Genomic DNA, 14,777 nt, shown 5'->3' with positions numbered 1-14,777 from the left:
CTGGCGATCAGGGCGTGACGGACAGTCTACCCGGGGCGATGCACTCCCCGTGCGCCTCGCCGCGGAGGAGCGGTCGTATTCCCTTCGCGGAACTCACACGCGAGCGTGACCGAATCCGCCGCGCGACCGTCGAGCATCGCCGTCACCGCCCGCCCCGCCGCCCGGCCCTTGTCCACCGCCGGCTGGACGAGCGTCGCGAGTTCGGCCGGAGCGATCCCGTCGACCTCCACCCCGTCGAACCCGGTCACGCTGACATCCTCGGGCACCCGCAACCCCGCCTCGCGTGCGGCGTGAACGATGCCCGCCGCCAGCAGGTCGCTCTGCGCGATGATCGCGGTCGGGACGTGAGACTCATCCGCGAAAATGCTGCGACCTGCCGCGAAGCCCTCGTCGATGAAGCTTCCTCCCGCGGCATAAGTCGGCGCGTCGGGAAAGACGTCACGAGCACCGGCGAGTCGTTCGCGGGTCACATCGATGCGCACCTCCGCGTCGACGGAGATCCACCCTGCACGCGTGTCGCTCGCGAGCGGCAGCGTCACGATGACGACGTCGGTGTGGCCGAGTGCGTGCAGATGCGTGGCCGCGCGCCGCTGCGCTTCGCGGTTGTCGAGCAGGATGCGGGGCACTCCCTCACCGGCGTCGCCCTCGATGACGACCACGGGGATGCCGCGCGCCCGCACCGCTTCGAGCGACTCGCGCAAGAGCGGACTGCAGCCGATGAGGACGGCAGCGTCCATGGGGGCGGTCGTCAGCGTCGGTGCCGTCTCGGCCGGGTCGTGGTCGCGCAGCAACAGCAGTCCTGCTCCGACCTCGCCCACGCCGTCGGCCAGCCCGTCCATCGTGAGGATCTTCACCGGGTCGGAGAACACCGAGCGCAGGTGCTCCTCGAAGACCACCCCGACGATGCCGGAGCGACCGCGCCGCAGAGAGGCAGCGAGCGGGTCGGGGCCGGCGTACCCGAGCGCGTCGGCTGCGGCGCGAACCCGCGCCTGCGTCGATGCCGACACCGGTGTCTTGCCGCTGAAGACCACCGATGCCGTCGAGGGCGCGACGCCCGCTTCGCGGGCGACGTCGGCGATGGTCGGACGCCGGGTGCTCATGAGACCCGATCCTAGCTGCGTCGGCGGGGATGATCGAATCGATTCGACGCCCATCATTCCGCGCCTGTACGATGACGCGGTGGACACCGCGCTCACTCGCTCACAGCTCGTCACCTGGCGCGCTGCGATCTTCGCGATCTTTCTGTCGTGCGGGCTGGGGTTCGCGACGTGGGCATCGCGGCTTCCCGCGGTGAAGACGCTGCTCGGCGCGGACGACCTCGACATCGGCATCCTGCTGTTCGTCATGGGCGCCTCATCGATCGTCGGCCTCTCTCTCGCGAACGTCGTGGTCGCCCGATGGGGCGCTCGGCGTGGCCTGCTCGGCGGGTTCATCGTCTTCGCCACCGGCATCCTCATCGTCGGATACGGCACGGAGTTCGCGCAGTCGTTCGTCGTCACCGCCGTCGGCCTCGGGCTCATGGGCCTCGGCATGAGCGCGACCGACGTCATGATGAACGTCGAAGCCGCCGCCGTGGAGCAGGCGTTCGAGCGCACACTCATGCCGCTTTTCCACGCCTTCTTCAGCATCGGCACAGTCGTCGGTGCGGGCGTCGGCATCGGCATGGCCGCGTGGGGCATAGGCGTCGCGCCGCATCTGTGGATTGTCGGCATCCTCGTCCTCATCGTCGGCATCGTTTCGGTCCGCCTCCTCCCCCGACGCCACGACCTCCATGACGACGACGGGCCGACGCGCACGCGCCGTGAGCGGTTCCGTGAACTCGCAGTGGTCTGGCGCGACCCGCGCACCTACGCGATCGGCGCGATCATGCTGGGGATGTCGTTCGCCGAGGGAAGCGCCAGCGACTGGCTCACGATCGCCGTCGTGGACGGCCACGCCGCGAGCGAAGCGATCGGAGCGCTCGCGCTCACGGTGTTCTCGGTCGCGATGACGCTCTTCCGCGTCATCGGGGGTCCCCTCGTCGACCGCTTCGGCCGTGTATGGACCCTGCGGGTGCTCGCCGTCACCGCCGGCGCCGGTCTCGTGCTGTTCATCCTCGCGCCGAATCTTCCCCTGGCATTCGTCGGCGTCGCGCTGTGGGGTGCCGGGGCATCTCTTGGCTTCCCGCTCGGAATGTCCGCCGCCGCCGACGACCCCCGGCGCGCCGCCGCGTCCGTGTCGGCAGCCGCGACCATCGGGTACGTCGCGTTCTTGTGCGGCCCTCCGGTGCTCGGATGGATCAGCAACCAGATCGGCATCCTCAACACCCTGTGGGTCATCGTCGGACTCATCGTGATGTCGGGCCTTGCCTCAGGCGCGGCCAAGCCCATCGCGGGTTCGACCGTCGGCGCCGGGCACACCGAGGAGCGCTGACCCGCCGTTAGGCTCTTCGGGTGCGTCTCGTCATCGCCCGGTGCTCCGTCGACTACACCGGCCGCCTCACCGCCCACCTGCCGTTGGCGACCCGCCTGCTTGTGCACAAGGGCGACGGTTCGCTGCTCGTGCACTCCGACGGCGGCTCGTACAAGCCGCTCAACTGGATGAGCCCCCCGTGCCGACTGGACGTCGAGGCACCCGACGACGAATCGGCGTCGGCGGGGGTGCAGGAGTACTGGCGGGTCACGCACGCCAAGACCGGCGACGCCCTCCTCGTGCGCATCTACGAGATCCTCCACGACTCCCAGCACGACCTCGGGGTGGACCCGGGCCTGCAGAAGGACGGCGTCGAGGCCGACCTGCAGCGACTGCTCGCGGAGCAGGTCGACGTCATCGGCGACGGGCTGTCCCTCGTACGCCGGGAGTTCCCCACCGCGATCGGGCCCGTCGACCTCCTGCTCCGCGACCCTGCGGGCGGCACGATCGCCGTCGAGGTGAAACGCCGCGGCGACATCGACGGCGTGGAGCAGCTGACGCGCTACCTCGAACTGTTGGGGCGCGACCCGCACCTCGCACCCGTCACGGGCGTGTTCGCCGCGCAGGAGATCAAACCGCAGGCCCGCGTGCTCGCGGGGGACCGCGGCATCCGCTGTGTGACGCTCGACTACGAGGGCATGAAGGGCATCGAGTCCGGCGCCCCCCGCCTCTTCTGACCGGCGCCACGGCGGTCGTCCCGGGTCCGTTCGCCCGGTTTCTCGGCCCAGTCCCTCGGCCGGTCCGTCCGCCCGTTCCGTCGTCGCGGTCCGTCCGCTCGGTCCGTCCGCCCGGTCCGTCCGCCCGGCCCCTCGGACCCGTCCCTCGGCCCTGTCCCCCGTCCTGGGCTCGTCCGCCCGGTACCCGCCTCACGTCCCCCGCTTCAGTGGTCGCGAATGTACGCCAGCGGCCCAGAAACCCGTGCATGTGTGACTGGTGAAGCCAGGCGTAAGGCGGCACGAGCGGTCGAGACACGCGCCACCCCGTGCGTCCCCGCGCGTGGCCGCCCGAGGCTGCCCGAGAGCGACCCGAACGCTGCCGAGGCTCAGTGGTCGCGAACGTACACCGAGCGGCGGCGAACCCGTGCATGTGCGACCGATGAAGCCGGGGTCAAGCGCCACCCCGCGACTTTCTCCTCACTCAGTGGTCGCGAATGTACGCCGGCGACCCCGAAACCCGTACGTATCCGACGGATGAAGCCCAGGCAGCGCCCGGGGCAGGGGCCGCACCGCCCGGGACAGGGCCGCACCGCCCGGGGCAGGGCCGCACCGCCAGAGACAGGGCCCCACCGCCAGAGACAGGGCCCCAACGCCAGGGAGGGAGCCGCTGCTCCCGCGAAGCCGCCACCACTCCCTACCCCGGACCCGACCGAGGCTCGGTGGGCGCGGATGTACGCGAAGCGCCCCAGGCGCCGCACATTCGCGACGAGTGAAGCCGGGTGGGAAGCGCCGTTCCGGCGGCATGCGATGGTGTCGCCAAGGGATGCCGCGCCCCACGCATAGGCTGGTGCACATGTCGACGCGCTCACCCTGGACATGCATCCTGTGGGATGTCGACGGAACGATCATCGATGCCTCCGAGGGGATCCTGCGCCGCCTGCGCGTGACGCTCGAGCACTTCGGGCACACCGCCCCGCAGCGCGACGAGCTCGCGCACTGGATCGGTCCCCCGCAGTTCGAGTCGTTCCAGACGAACGTCGGGATGACACCCGACGAGTCCGCCGCCGCCGTCGCGTTCTACCGGAGCCTCGCGCGTGACGAGGGGTACACCGCGGGGGCCAGGCTCTTCCCCGGCGTCGCCGACCTGATCCGCGACGTCGCCGCCGCGGGCATCCCGCAGGCCACCGCCTCTTCAAAACCCGAGGTGCAAGTCGTCGAGCTCATGCGGCACTTCGGTCTCACCGACGATTTCCGCACCCTCGTCGGTGCCACCGCCGACGAACGGACACGCGCGTCGAAAGCCGCGGTCGTCGCCGAGGCCCTGCATCGCCTCACCGAAGCGGGCGTCGACGTCAGTCGCCCAGTGCTGATCGGGGACCGCCACCACGATGTCGAGGGCGCGGCCGAGCACGGCGTGCCGGTGATCTTCGTCCGCTGGGGCTTCAGCTGGCCGCATGAGGCCGACGGCGCCGCCGCGGTGGTCGACGATGCCGCCGCCCTCCGCGCCGCACTTCTCACGGAGGACGACGATGCCTGAGTGGGCGGTCGAGCTCGCCGGGGCGCTCCTTCCCTCGCTGTTCGTTTTCGGAGTTGCCGCGCTCCTGGTGGTTCTCGCCGTGTGGATCGTGCGCCGTGCGCGGCGTTCGCCGCGGGCGCGCGCCGCCGCGGGCGCCGTCCGAGATCGTGCCGGCGTGAGCCTTGTGCGCCTCGACGACGCCGTCGACGAACTCGAACTCGAGGTCGGACTCGCCGGCGCGCTCTACGGCGGGGGCGCCCCCGCGTCCCTGCGTCGGGCGCGCATGTCGGCCCAACACGTGCGAGACGAATCGTTCGCCGAATTCGCCGCGCTGGGTGAACCGGGAGTCATGCCCGCCGACATCCGCAAGGGTGCGCAGCGCATCGAGCGCCGCACGGCCGAAGCGATCGCCGCGATCGATCGAGCACGCGCCGAGCACGCGGACTGGATGCGCGCGAACGTGTCCGCGGCGCAGCACGTCACGGCTGCCCGCGCGCACCTCGATCAGTTGCGCGCGACGATGGGCGACCCCCGGGCCCTCCTGGCCGATCTGGCCGCACGCTTCGACCGCGATGAGTGGGCGGCTGCTGCCGATGCCGCCGCGGCGGCAGAGGCGGCGGTTCTCGAGAGCGAGCGACTGCTCGCTGCTGCCGAGGCGGGCGCTGACGACCCCGCGTCGTCGATCCTGGAGGACATCGCGGCGGCTGAACGCACTCTGCGCACCGCCGACGATGAAGCCCGCGTGCTCGAAGAGGTGCATCGGCTCGTGACCCAGGCGGCACAGGCTCTGCCCGGCGAGTTCGATGCCGCGCGTTCGGCGGTGCGTGCGGCCATCGCCACGAGATCTCGTCTCGAACCGGATGCGGCAGACCGCCTGGGTGCGGAGATCCGGGCGGTGGACGCCGCGCTGGACGATCTCGAGACGAATGCCGCGCGGCGCCCGACCGACACGGTGGACCGCATCGCACGACTTCGCGATCGCCTCGACATGGCGCTCGGTGATGCGTCGACGGCGCAGCAGCGCCTGCGGGGCGCGCGCACCGCCCTCCCGGGCACGCTCGCGGCTGCACGGAACGTGCTGCTGGAGGCCGAGGCATCCGTCGCTCACACACACGCCGGCGCCGATGCGCGTTCTCGCCTGGTCGCCGCGCAGTCCGAACTCGCGCTGTCGCGCCAGTCCGTCGACCCGGTCGAGGCGTTGGATGCGGCGCGCCGGGCGATGCGCCACGCCGAAGATGCGAAAGCGCTCGCGGCGTACGATTCCGCGAGCGGGTCGGCGTCATCGCTATCGTGAAGGGATGACTTCGCCCCCCGCGTCCCCCACCTTCCTCGGCGTCGTCCGCCGAATGCCCGCGACCCTCTCGCTCATCGGGGTGCTCCTCGTCGTGGGTGTCGCCTGGGGTGGTCTGTGGAGCACCTTCGAGGACACCCCGATGTTCGACGTCGTCGCGTACGGTCTTCCCGCGTTCAGCGAAGGCCGTTGGTGGACCGCGATCACCGGCACGTTCTTCGTCAACCAGCCATGGGTCTACCTCTTCACCATCGGCGGGTTCTGGGGCATGGCGTATCTGGAATTCAAGCGCGGCTCGCTGGTCGCGTTGCTGTACTTCACGGTCGGCCAGCTGTTCGCGGTCTTCGCGTCGGCCCTCCTGCTGTCGTTCCTCTCACTGGCGCCCTGGGAATGGGCCCAGACGGAAGCGGCTGCATTGGATGTCGGTGCGTCCGGCGGCACGATGGCGTGCATCGCCGCCGCGATCGGGTTGTTCGTCCCGCCGTGGCGTGTGCGCGGCTGGCTGGTGCTGATCTCGTTCGTCTTCATCGCGATGCTCTTCTGGGGCGACCTGCCCGACCTGGAACACGCCCTCGCGGTCGTGCTCGTCCTTGCCGTCGACCGGTCACTGCGCCTGCAGCGTCAGACCGTCCGGGAGCAACGCCTCGTCGCCTTCGTCGCGATCATCGTGCTCGGCATCATCCAGATCATCACGCTGTTCGTACCGACCGACGGGCCGTTCGGGGGTACCCAACCGGCCTCGGGTGGGTTCATCGACGTCGCGATCGACACCCTCGTGATCCTCGTGATCGCGAACTTCCTCCGTCTCGGTCGGCGCTGGGCATGGGTCCTCAGCGTCATCCTTGCGACGTTCAACATCCTCGTGGGGCTCCTCGTGCTGGTGGCGATCATCGTCACGACGCAAGCGCATGTCGAAAGCATCATCGATGGAGAGACCGAACTCGCACTCGCGAGCGGGTTCCTCTGGCTTCTGACGCTGATCTTCCTGATCCGGGTGCGCAGGGCCTTCCGTTCGCACCGCAAGTCGACCATCGGAACACCCCCGGCACCGACGATCGACGAAGTCAAGACGATGCTGCGATCCGACGGCGGCGGAACGCTCTCGTGGATGACGACGTGGGACGGCAACTCCTACGCCCGCACGGCGGCGGGAATCGTCACCTACCAGCGTCGCGCCGGAGTCGCCCTCGCTCTCGCCGATCCGCTCGGTCCCGCCGAGACGCGCCCTGAGAGTGTGCGGGAGTTCATTGCGGACGCCGAGGCCGCGGGGCTCATCCCCTGCTTCTTCAGCTCGTCGGAGGAGACCAAGCTTGCCGTGCCCGACGGATGGCGGAGTCTGATCGTCGCCGATGACACGATCGTCGACCTTCCCGGCCTCGCGTTCACGGGCAAGGCATGGGCTGCCGTGCGCGGGTCGCTCAATCGTGCCGGCCGCGAAGAGATGCAGTTTCGGATGACGCGACTCAAAGACGAACCGTGGGGCATTCAGCAGCAGCTGCGCGGGATCTCGGAAATGTGGGTCGGCGACAAGGGACTGCCCGAGATGGGCTTCACGCTCGGCACTCTCACCGAAGCGGAGGACCCGGAGGTGAGGGTCGCGCTCGCGATCTCACCCGAGGGCAACGTCGACGGCTTCCTGTCGTGGCTGCCGGTGTACGGAAGCGACGGCAGCGTCCACGGATGGACGCTCGACCTCATGCGACGGCGCGACGGCGGCTTCGGACCCGTGATGGAGTTCCTCATCGGGTCGTCGGCCAAGCTCTTCTCCGAGGAGGGCGCCCAGATCATGTCGCTCTCGGGCGCGCCGCTCGCGCACGACTATCCACCGGACGCGGGCGCGATTGCCGCGTTGTCGGATCGTCTCGCGGAGATGCTCGAACCCGTCTACGGGTTCCGTTCGCTGCACCGCTTCAAGGAGAAGTTCCACCCGCGGTACGAGACCATGTACCTGCTCTTCCGGGACGAAAGCGACCTGACCCGCATCGGTGCGGCCCTGACGCGTGCGTTCCTTCCGGACGCGACACTGCGCCAGTTCGCCGGCGCTGGCTTGGAACTGGTCCGGGGGGAGAAGGACTGACGAGGTGTGGCGCGGGTTCTCCCGCGCCACACCCGAATGTCACAGCGGGCGGATGTTCTCCGCCTGGAGGCCCTTGGGGCCCTGCGCGATCTCGAACTCGACGCGCTGATTCTCTTCCAGGGAGCGGTATCCCCCGGCCTGGATAGCGGTGTAGTGGGCGAAGACGTCAGCGCCGCCTTCATCGGGAGCGATGAAGCCGAAGCCCTTCTCCGAGTTGAACCACTTGACGGTGCCCTGCGTGCTCATGAATTGCCATTCCGTGCGTGCCCGCGCCACCTGCGCGAGTCGATTCTCACGGTAACCGCACTCACCGACATGCGCAGAGTCAAAGGAAAGATGGTGACACAAATGTTGCAGACGCACGCCATCCACGCCCGGGCCGAGCTGAGCTCCAAGCCCGGGCGTCGACGGATCCCCCCGGATACGCCCCGCCGAAGCGGAGCACAGTCACTCTACCGATATATCAGTCGCGGGGCGAGGGGGGAGCGCACGCAGAATCATGGGCCGACGAGTTGTCCACACCCCACTGGGCACCGGCATCCGTCCGCTCTACACTGGGTGTCCTCATGGCGACCCCCCTCAGCCCCCTGACCCCGCGCGGAATCGGCCTCGGCGACGAGGTGTACTCGACGCTGAGTCAGGCGATCCTCGACGGCACGTTCGCCCCCGGCGAGCGCCTGCGAGACGTGGATCTCGCGGAATCACTCGGCGTCTCCCGTACCCCTGTGAGAGAAGCGCTCCAGCGTCTCGAGCGGACGGGACTGGTCGAGGTGTCACCCAATCGCTACACGCGCGTTTCGATTCCCGATGACAACCTGGTCGGCGACACCGAAGAGTTCCTCGCCTACACCCTGGCCACCTGCCTTCGGCTCGTCGTCGAACGGGGCGACGACGACACCCTGCAGAAAGCGGGTGCACTGCTCGACGAGGTGATAGACGCCTCTCGTGCCGACGACCGTGCCGCCGTCATGCAAGCCAGTGCGGAATTCTTCCGCCACATCGCCGTGTCGACGGGCAACAGCGTCTTCTTGCGCGTCCTCCGTGACTCAGAGGTGGCGATTCGTCGCAATCTGATCGACTGGCAGCCCTCCATCGCGTGCCCTATCGAGCGCTCGTCACGATACGAGAAGCTGCGCGAGGCGATGCTCGGCCGTGAGGCCGAACGCGCCGAGACACTGACCCGCGAGCTCCACGGCTTCTCCTGACCCGTCGCCGTCGGTACGGTGAAGACGTGGGCCACATCGAGCTACGCGATGTCGACGACGACGACATCGACGCGATCTTCGACATGATGCGCGATCGCGAAGCAATCGCCTTGGCCGCGTTCACCGCCGAGAATCCGGACGACCGCGACGCTTTCGACGCCTGGATCGGACGGCAGCGCACAAGCGACGACGTGATCTATGACGTCGTCACCGAAGACGGTGGATTCGCGGGGAGCATCGCGGTGTTCACGGTGAACGGAGATCGCGAGGTCAGTTATTGGATCGCCCGTAACGCGTGGGGGCGGGGAGTCGCGAGCGGGGCTCTTCGCATCCTGGTCTCGCGGGAAGCGGAACGTCCCCTCTTCGCGCGCGTGGCCGCGCACAACGTCGCCTCCATCGCGGTTCTCGAGAAGAACGGATTCACCGAGGTTTCTCGCAACAGCGATTTCGCCCCGGGTCTGAGGCGCGAGGTCGAAGAGATCGTCTACACGCTCGTGCCGAGCCTGGACGGAGTGTAGGCACGACATGCGCCTCCTCTTCACCACCCTCGGCAGTCGAGGAGACGTCGAGCCGTTCCTGAACCTGGCGCGCACAGCGCGCGTCGCCGGCCACGATGTGCGGGTGGCGCGTCCGGACGATGCCGACACGGATGCCGCGGGCCTCGACTCCGTCAGCCTGGGCATCGATCTGGCAGAGCTCTCGGTGCAGGTGAGCGACGGATCGGCGCTGCGGGTGTTCCGCGAGCGCATCCGGCCCGCGATGGCGCGTGCGCTCGCGACGACCGTCGACGTGGCCTTGGACTGGGAGCCAGACGTCATCGTCGCCCACCCGAAGGTGTTGACCGTGCCGGCGGTGGCCGAGAAGCTCGACATCCCGTACGTGCAGGTCGAGTTGACGCCCACGCTCACCCCGACGCGGGAGTTTCCCGCCGCAGGGATCGCGGTGCGTTCCCTCGGCGCGGTCGGAAACCGTCTGACCTATCGAGTCGTGCATTCGGCCGGCGCCATGTTCGCCTCCGACGTGCGCTCGGCGCGCGAGCGACTCGGACTCGCGACGCGCGGGCGTGAGCGGGCGCCGTCGCGCACCCTCGCCGCGATCAGTCCGGCCCTTCTCTCACCGCCCGTCGACTGGCCGGACACCACCGTGGTCACCGGCGACTGGAAGGGCACGGATGTCGCCGCCACCCTCGACGATGATCTCGCAACCTTCGTGGCCGCCCAGGCCCCCCTCGCCTACGTCGGCTTCGGATCGATGACCGGTGGCGATGCTGTCGCCCGCGCCGACGCGATCATCGCCGGCGCCCGCCGCGCCGGATTGCGGGTCATGATCGCGACAGGGTGGGGCGGCCTCACGCCTTCACCCGCGATGCTCGGCGACGACGTCCTGGTGCGGCGGGGCGTGCCGCACTCCGCGGTCCTGCCGCGCGCCGTCGTCGCGATGCACCACGGCGGAGCCGGAACAACGCACGCCGTCACCCGCGCGGGCGTTCCGTCGGTGGTCGTCCCGTTCCTCGCCGACCAGCCGTTCTGGGCCGCGCATCTGCACCGCCGCCGCCTCGCGGGTAAGCCTCTGCACCGCCATCGTCTCACCGCCGACAACGTCGAACGGGAGCTGCGCGCCGCCCAGGCCTACACCGCCCGGGTCGAGAACGTCGCACGGGCCATGGCATCCGAGAACGGTACCGCGACCGCGCTTGCGACCCTCACGGGCCTGGCTTGACCGAAGGCGCTTCGAGCGTTCGGATGAAGGTGCTGATCGATTCGGGCAACGGCAGGTCGATTCGAAGTCGAATGCTCCCCTTTTTCGGTCCGGTGCCGTTGACCACCGCCGCTCCGCCGAGCCGGTCGAGCAGCGGCCACATCGCGTCGGCGATGTCGCCGGGCAAGTGCCCGACGCCGCGGCCGTTCGACGTGACCGCGATGCCGGTCCGAGATCTGCGCGTACGGCGCTCTGTGCGAAGGACGTACGTGCGCGGCGCTTGACTGTCGCGCTCGCGATCGTTCACGACATAGTGCGTGCGTTCCAGCGCGACGGGACGCGTCGGCAGCTGTCGGAGATCGGGGAGATCGTCGTGCCGGCGCACATGGCCGGTTGTGATGTGCAAGAGCTGTTCCCACCATGCGGGCATAAGCAACTTCCCTCCTCGAATCGGCATGCCATCACCGAGGCGGAGCACCCTCTTACTCTTTCACCCCAGGCTGTGAATGCTCCGACCGGCTCCGGGTCGGCGTTCTCATAGCGCAGACGCGCTGATGTAGCGACGTTGCTCGACGAGGGGACAGGTGAAGACATCCCTCTCACCGAGCCCCACACGGTTGATGTACCGCACGATGATCGCGTACGACGCCAGCAGTCCGGTCTGCACGTACGGCACATCGTGGCTCCGGCAGTACGCCGCCACGATCGGCGCGGCTTTGCGCAGGTGGGGGCGCGGCATCGAGGGGAACAGGTGGTGCTCGATCTGATAGTTCAGCCCGCCCATGGCCGTGTCGAGCAAACGCCCCCCACGGATGTTCCGACTCATCATCGTCTGGCGGCGCAGAAAGTCGAAGCTCGCATCGCGCGGCACGATCGGCATCCCCTTGTGGTTCGGTGCGAACGACACTCCCATGTAGAACCCGAAGAGCCCGAGCTGGACAGCGAGGAACACGAAGGCGATTCCCGGCGACAGCACCAGGAAAACGAGGAGCGGGAATCCGACCAGACGGACCAGGAGGAATCCGATCTCGAAGCCGCGCCGACTCAGTGGGCCGCGCGCGACCACGCGGCGCACCCCGGAGGCGTGGAGCGATACACCCTCCAGCAGCAGGATCGGGAAGAAGAAGAGCCCCTGGTGCGAGCGCAACCAGGACAGGACTCGCCCTCTCGGCACGGCACGTCCCGGAGCGACGACGATCACGGGCAGTTCGATATCCGGATCTGACCCCAGCTTGTTCGGATTCGCATGGTGGCGGGTGTGCTTATGCTGCCACCAGCCATAGCTCATCCCCACCAGCAAGTCGCCCAGAACGAGACTCACCCAGTCGTTCCACTTGCCGGAGGCGAAAATCTGCCGATGAGCAGAGTCGTGACCGAGGAAGGCGATCTGCGTGAACACGACCGCGAGGAACGCCGCAGTGAACAGTTGCCACCACGTATCGCCGATCCACACGAACGCAAGGAGGCCGCTCGCAAGCACGATCGGCAGGCCGATCAGCTTCGACCAGTAGTACCCGTACCGACGACGCAGCAGCCCCTGATCACGAATCGCCTTCGCCAGCGCTGTGAACTCACTCACGTTGCGGCGGCCCGGCCGATCCGCCGCACGCGGTGTGGTCGAACGGATCCCGTTCATGATGCGCTCCGCATCCCGTGGTCGCGGACGTGATCAGCGCCCGTGACCGCCCTCGTCGGTCCAATCGTCGACCTGGGCGCGATCCTCTGCGGTTGTGGATCGCTGATCCCACCCCGGGCCTCGCCGCGCGGAAGTTCGGAAAGACACCGATTCGGCGAGCGCGACCACCGAGGTCGCCCTGGCCTGCTCGCCGGCGGCTGCTTCCTGGTAGCGGATTGCCGCGGCATCCCGCTTGCTGCGGACGCCCGCGCTGATCTCCGCGAGGCGGTCGGCGATCACGGTGCCCAGACCGTCACGCAATTCCTCGAGATTGGTGTTGGCGATCTCCAGACGACGGTCCGAGATCGTCAGGTCGACGGCCGGGTATCCGGCCTGCGCGAGACGATCCCGCGTCTCGCGCTCCAAGATCCCGATGATCTCGTCGCGTTCGGGGCGGCGCGTGAATACCGCCTCCACCGTGTATCGATCCGGGGCCTCAGCGGTCATCAGCGCGGCAGGCAACGAACCCACCAGCACCGATCCCAGGCCCAGCGCCGCGGTATCTGAACCGCTCGTTCGTGTCTGTGTCTCCATAACATGACGTTACGCGCCCAACCTGTACGCCTCACAGGTTGGGCGCGCGGTCGTGGAACCAGGGGAGAACGAAAGACCCCTGCCTGGTGAACACCAGGTCAGGGGCCGATTCTCTTCTGTGCGCGAGGGGGGACTTGAACCCCCACGCCCTTGCGGGCACTGGCACCTGAAGCCAGCGCGTCTACCTATTCCGCCACTCGCGCATGACCCTGCGGAAAAGCCGGGTCAACCTCCCGAGAGTATCACGGCCGGCGGCCCCTCCTGAAAGCCGTCTTGCCCACCCTCGGCGGGGGCGTCGCGCCCTGACCGAACATGGTTTGTCACACGGGACTCGGAACCTCCAGCCAGGGCAACTAACATGTAGCCACCGTGTCCGCCTGCCCAGAGGATCTCCGTGGGACTACTTGACAGCTTCGAGAAGGGTCTCGAGCGCGCCGTCAACAGCGCCTTCGCGAAGACCTTCCGCAGCGGCATCCAGCCTGTCGAGATCGCCTCCGCCCTCCGCAGCGAGCTCGACAAGAACGCCGCCGTGGTCAGCCGCGATCGCATCCTGGCTCCGAACACTTTCGTCGTGCACCTTTCGCCGGCCGATGACGACAAGATGTCGGCGCTCGGTGACGCCCTCGGTGAAGAGCTGCACACTCTGGTGCAGAAGCACGCCAAGAAACAGGGCTACTCCTTCGCCGGGCCCGTGTCGATCACGTTCGCGCGCGACGAGAACCAAGCGACGGGAACACTCTGGGTCGACGCATCCTCGGCGCAGGGAAAGGTATCGTGGCGCGGCGTCGTCGACGTCGAGGGCAAGCGGCATCCGCTCGTGAAGTCACGCACGGTGATCGGTCGCGGAAGCGACGCGGACATCACCATCTCGGATGCCGGAACCAGCCGCAAGCACGTCGAGATCCTGTGGGACGGCGAGCGCGCGATGGTGCGCGACATGAACTCGACCAACGGCACCTCGTTGAACGGCCGCAAGGTCGCCGAAGCGGCACTCGCCCCCGACTCGACCGTCACGATCGGTCGCACCGATATCGTCTTCCGCGTGGTTCCGCAGGCCTCCGCCCCCGCAGCGCCCCGTGCGCCGCGCCCGACCGATGTCACGCGCGCCTTCGACGTGCGTGAGCAAGGACCGCTGCCGTGAGCGAACTGACTCTGCTTCTGCTGCGCATCGGCTTCTTGCTGATGCTGTGGTTCTTCGTGTTCGCCGTCGTCTATTCGCTGCGCGCCGACCTGTTCGGCGTGAAGGTGCGACGGATGCCCGAGACTCCCGCCGGTGGCACCCCGTCGACCCCGCCGGCCGCGCCGCGGGCGACGGCTCCGGTCGCTCCCGCACCGACCCCCGCCGCATCCGAGCCGGGCGGGCCGGCGACCACCGCGACCGCCACACGGATCGTGATCACCAGCGGTCCCAAGGCGGGCCTGGAGCTTCCCCTCGGCACCGAACCCCTCACGATCGGGCGATCCAGCGAATCGGGTCTCGTCGTGCGTGACGACTACACGTCGAGTCATCATGCGCGTCTCATCCTTTGGGGTGACCAGTGGATGCTGCAGGACCTCGATTCGACGAACGGCACGTGGCACGACGGCGCCCGGGTGACGACACCGGTCGCGGTGAACCTCGGCGCCCCGATCAAGGTCGGCGCCACGACCTTCGAGTTGCGGAAGTAACCCCAC

General features: G+C 68.6%; 15 protein-coding genes and 1 tRNA gene. 10 read left to right on the top strand and 6 right to left on the bottom strand.

What is annotated here, in order from left to right; translation table 11 throughout:
* Positions 1 to 26 precede the first annotated feature (26 nt).
* Entirely contained in the window at positions 27 to 1,100 is a 1,074-nt protein-coding gene (locus ACFQZV_RS02770) for a LacI family DNA-binding transcriptional regulator (RefSeq protein WP_378752485.1), read from the bottom strand.
* 79 nt (positions 1,101 to 1,179) lie between these two features.
* Between ACFQZV_RS02770 and ACFQZV_RS02765 the strand changes: the two genes are divergently transcribed.
* The 5 genes from ACFQZV_RS02765 to ACFQZV_RS02745 all read left to right on the top strand — a co-directional run bounded on the left by ACFQZV_RS02765 (position 1,180) and on the right by ACFQZV_RS02745 (position 7,991).
* The gene (locus ACFQZV_RS02765; RefSeq protein ID WP_378752483.1) at positions 1,180 to 2,412 is read left to right on the top strand and encodes an MFS transporter; all 1,233 of its coding nucleotides are present in this window, start codon (positions 1,180 to 1,182) and stop codon (positions 2,410 to 2,412) included.
* Between the two features lie 20 nt (positions 2,413 to 2,432).
* Positions 2,433 to 3,128, top strand: coding sequence for an endonuclease NucS (nucS, locus tag ACFQZV_RS02760; protein ID WP_378752481.1), 696 nt, complete (start codon positions 2,433 to 2,435; stop codon positions 3,126 to 3,128).
* A gap of 832 nt (positions 3,129 to 3,960) precedes the next feature.
* Positions 3,961 to 4,644 (top strand): HAD hydrolase-like protein, encoded by a 684-nt coding sequence (locus tag ACFQZV_RS02755; protein ID WP_378752479.1) that lies wholly within the window; start codon positions 3,961 to 3,963, stop codon positions 4,642 to 4,644.
* On the top strand, positions 4,637 to 5,917 hold the full coding sequence (locus ACFQZV_RS02750) for a hypothetical protein (RefSeq protein WP_378752477.1): 1,281 nt from the start codon (positions 4,637 to 4,639) through the stop codon (positions 5,915 to 5,917). Before ACFQZV_RS02755 ends, ACFQZV_RS02750 begins: the two co-directional genes overlap by 8 nt.
* Before the next feature lie 4 nt (positions 5,918 to 5,921).
* A complete protein-coding gene (locus ACFQZV_RS02745) occupies positions 5,922 to 7,991 on the top strand; it encodes a bifunctional lysylphosphatidylglycerol flippase/synthetase MprF (protein ID WP_378752475.1) in 2,070 nt (689 codons plus the stop codon).
* 39 nt (positions 7,992 to 8,030) lie between these two features.
* On the opposite strand, the gene ACFQZV_RS02740 is transcribed toward ACFQZV_RS02745, so the two are convergent.
* Complete coding sequence (locus ACFQZV_RS02740; protein WP_344093262.1) at positions 8,031 to 8,237, bottom strand: cold-shock protein; 207 nt, start codon at positions 8,235 to 8,237, stop codon at positions 8,031 to 8,033.
* 320 nt (positions 8,238 to 8,557) lie between these two features.
* Between ACFQZV_RS02740 and ACFQZV_RS02735 the strand changes: the two genes are divergently transcribed.
* Genes ACFQZV_RS02735 through ACFQZV_RS02725 form a run of 3 tightly spaced genes read left to right on the top strand, consistent with a single transcriptional unit; the run spans position 8,558 to position 10,915 of the window.
* The gene (locus ACFQZV_RS02735; RefSeq protein WP_378752473.1) at positions 8,558 to 9,196 is read left to right on the top strand and encodes a GntR family transcriptional regulator; all 639 of its coding nucleotides are present in this window, start codon (positions 8,558 to 8,560) and stop codon (positions 9,194 to 9,196) included.
* 26 nt (positions 9,197 to 9,222) lie between these two features.
* The gene (locus ACFQZV_RS02730) at positions 9,223 to 9,714 is read left to right on the top strand and encodes a GNAT family N-acetyltransferase (RefSeq protein WP_378752471.1); all 492 of its coding nucleotides are present in this window, start codon (positions 9,223 to 9,225) and stop codon (positions 9,712 to 9,714) included.
* A 7-nt stretch (positions 9,715 to 9,721) separates the two neighbouring features.
* A complete protein-coding gene (locus ACFQZV_RS02725; protein WP_378752469.1) occupies positions 9,722 to 10,915 on the top strand; it encodes a glycosyltransferase in 1,194 nt (397 codons plus the stop codon).
* Here ACFQZV_RS02725 and ACFQZV_RS02720 read toward each other — a convergent pair.
* The 4 genes from ACFQZV_RS02720 to ACFQZV_RS02705 all read right to left on the bottom strand — a co-directional run bounded on the left by ACFQZV_RS02720 (position 10,899) and on the right by ACFQZV_RS02705 (position 13,306).
* The gene (locus ACFQZV_RS02720; protein ID WP_378752467.1) at positions 10,899 to 11,324 is read right to left on the bottom strand and encodes a hypothetical protein; all 426 of its coding nucleotides are present in this window, start codon (positions 11,322 to 11,324) and stop codon (positions 10,899 to 10,901) included. The two genes, ACFQZV_RS02725 and ACFQZV_RS02720, sit on opposite strands and share 17 nt — an antisense overlap.
* A 105-nt stretch (positions 11,325 to 11,429) precedes the next feature.
* Positions 11,430 to 12,530: a fatty acid desaturase family protein gene (locus ACFQZV_RS02715; protein ID WP_378752465.1), complete on the bottom strand. Its 1,101-nt coding sequence runs from the start codon at positions 12,528 to 12,530 to the stop codon at positions 11,430 to 11,432.
* A gap of 33 nt (positions 12,531 to 12,563) precedes the next feature.
* Entirely contained in the window at positions 12,564 to 13,103 is a 540-nt protein-coding gene (locus ACFQZV_RS02710; protein ID WP_378752463.1) for a hypothetical protein, read from the bottom strand.
* 119 nt (positions 13,104 to 13,222) lie between these two features.
* Positions 13,223 to 13,306, bottom strand: a tRNA-Leu gene (locus ACFQZV_RS02705).
* A gap of 191 nt (positions 13,307 to 13,497) precedes the next feature.
* Between ACFQZV_RS02705 and ACFQZV_RS02700 the strand changes: the two genes are divergently transcribed.
* Positions 13,498 to 14,244: an FhaA domain-containing protein gene (locus ACFQZV_RS02700; protein ID WP_378752461.1), complete on the top strand. Its 747-nt coding sequence runs from the start codon at positions 13,498 to 13,500 to the stop codon at positions 14,242 to 14,244.
* A complete protein-coding gene (locus ACFQZV_RS02695; protein WP_378752459.1) occupies positions 14,241 to 14,771 on the top strand; it encodes an FHA domain-containing protein FhaB/FipA in 531 nt (176 codons plus the stop codon). The genes ACFQZV_RS02700 and ACFQZV_RS02695 overlap by 4 nt, the downstream gene beginning before the upstream one ends.
* Positions 14,772 to 14,777: the final 6 nt, after the last annotated feature.

The organism is Microbacterium koreense, assembly GCF_042677105.1.
Classification (GTDB): Bacteria; Actinomycetota; Actinomycetes; order Actinomycetales; family Microbacteriaceae; genus Microbacterium; species Microbacterium koreense.
Note: the sequence above shows the minus strand (reverse complement) of the source record. Positions and strands in the feature narration are given on the sequence as shown.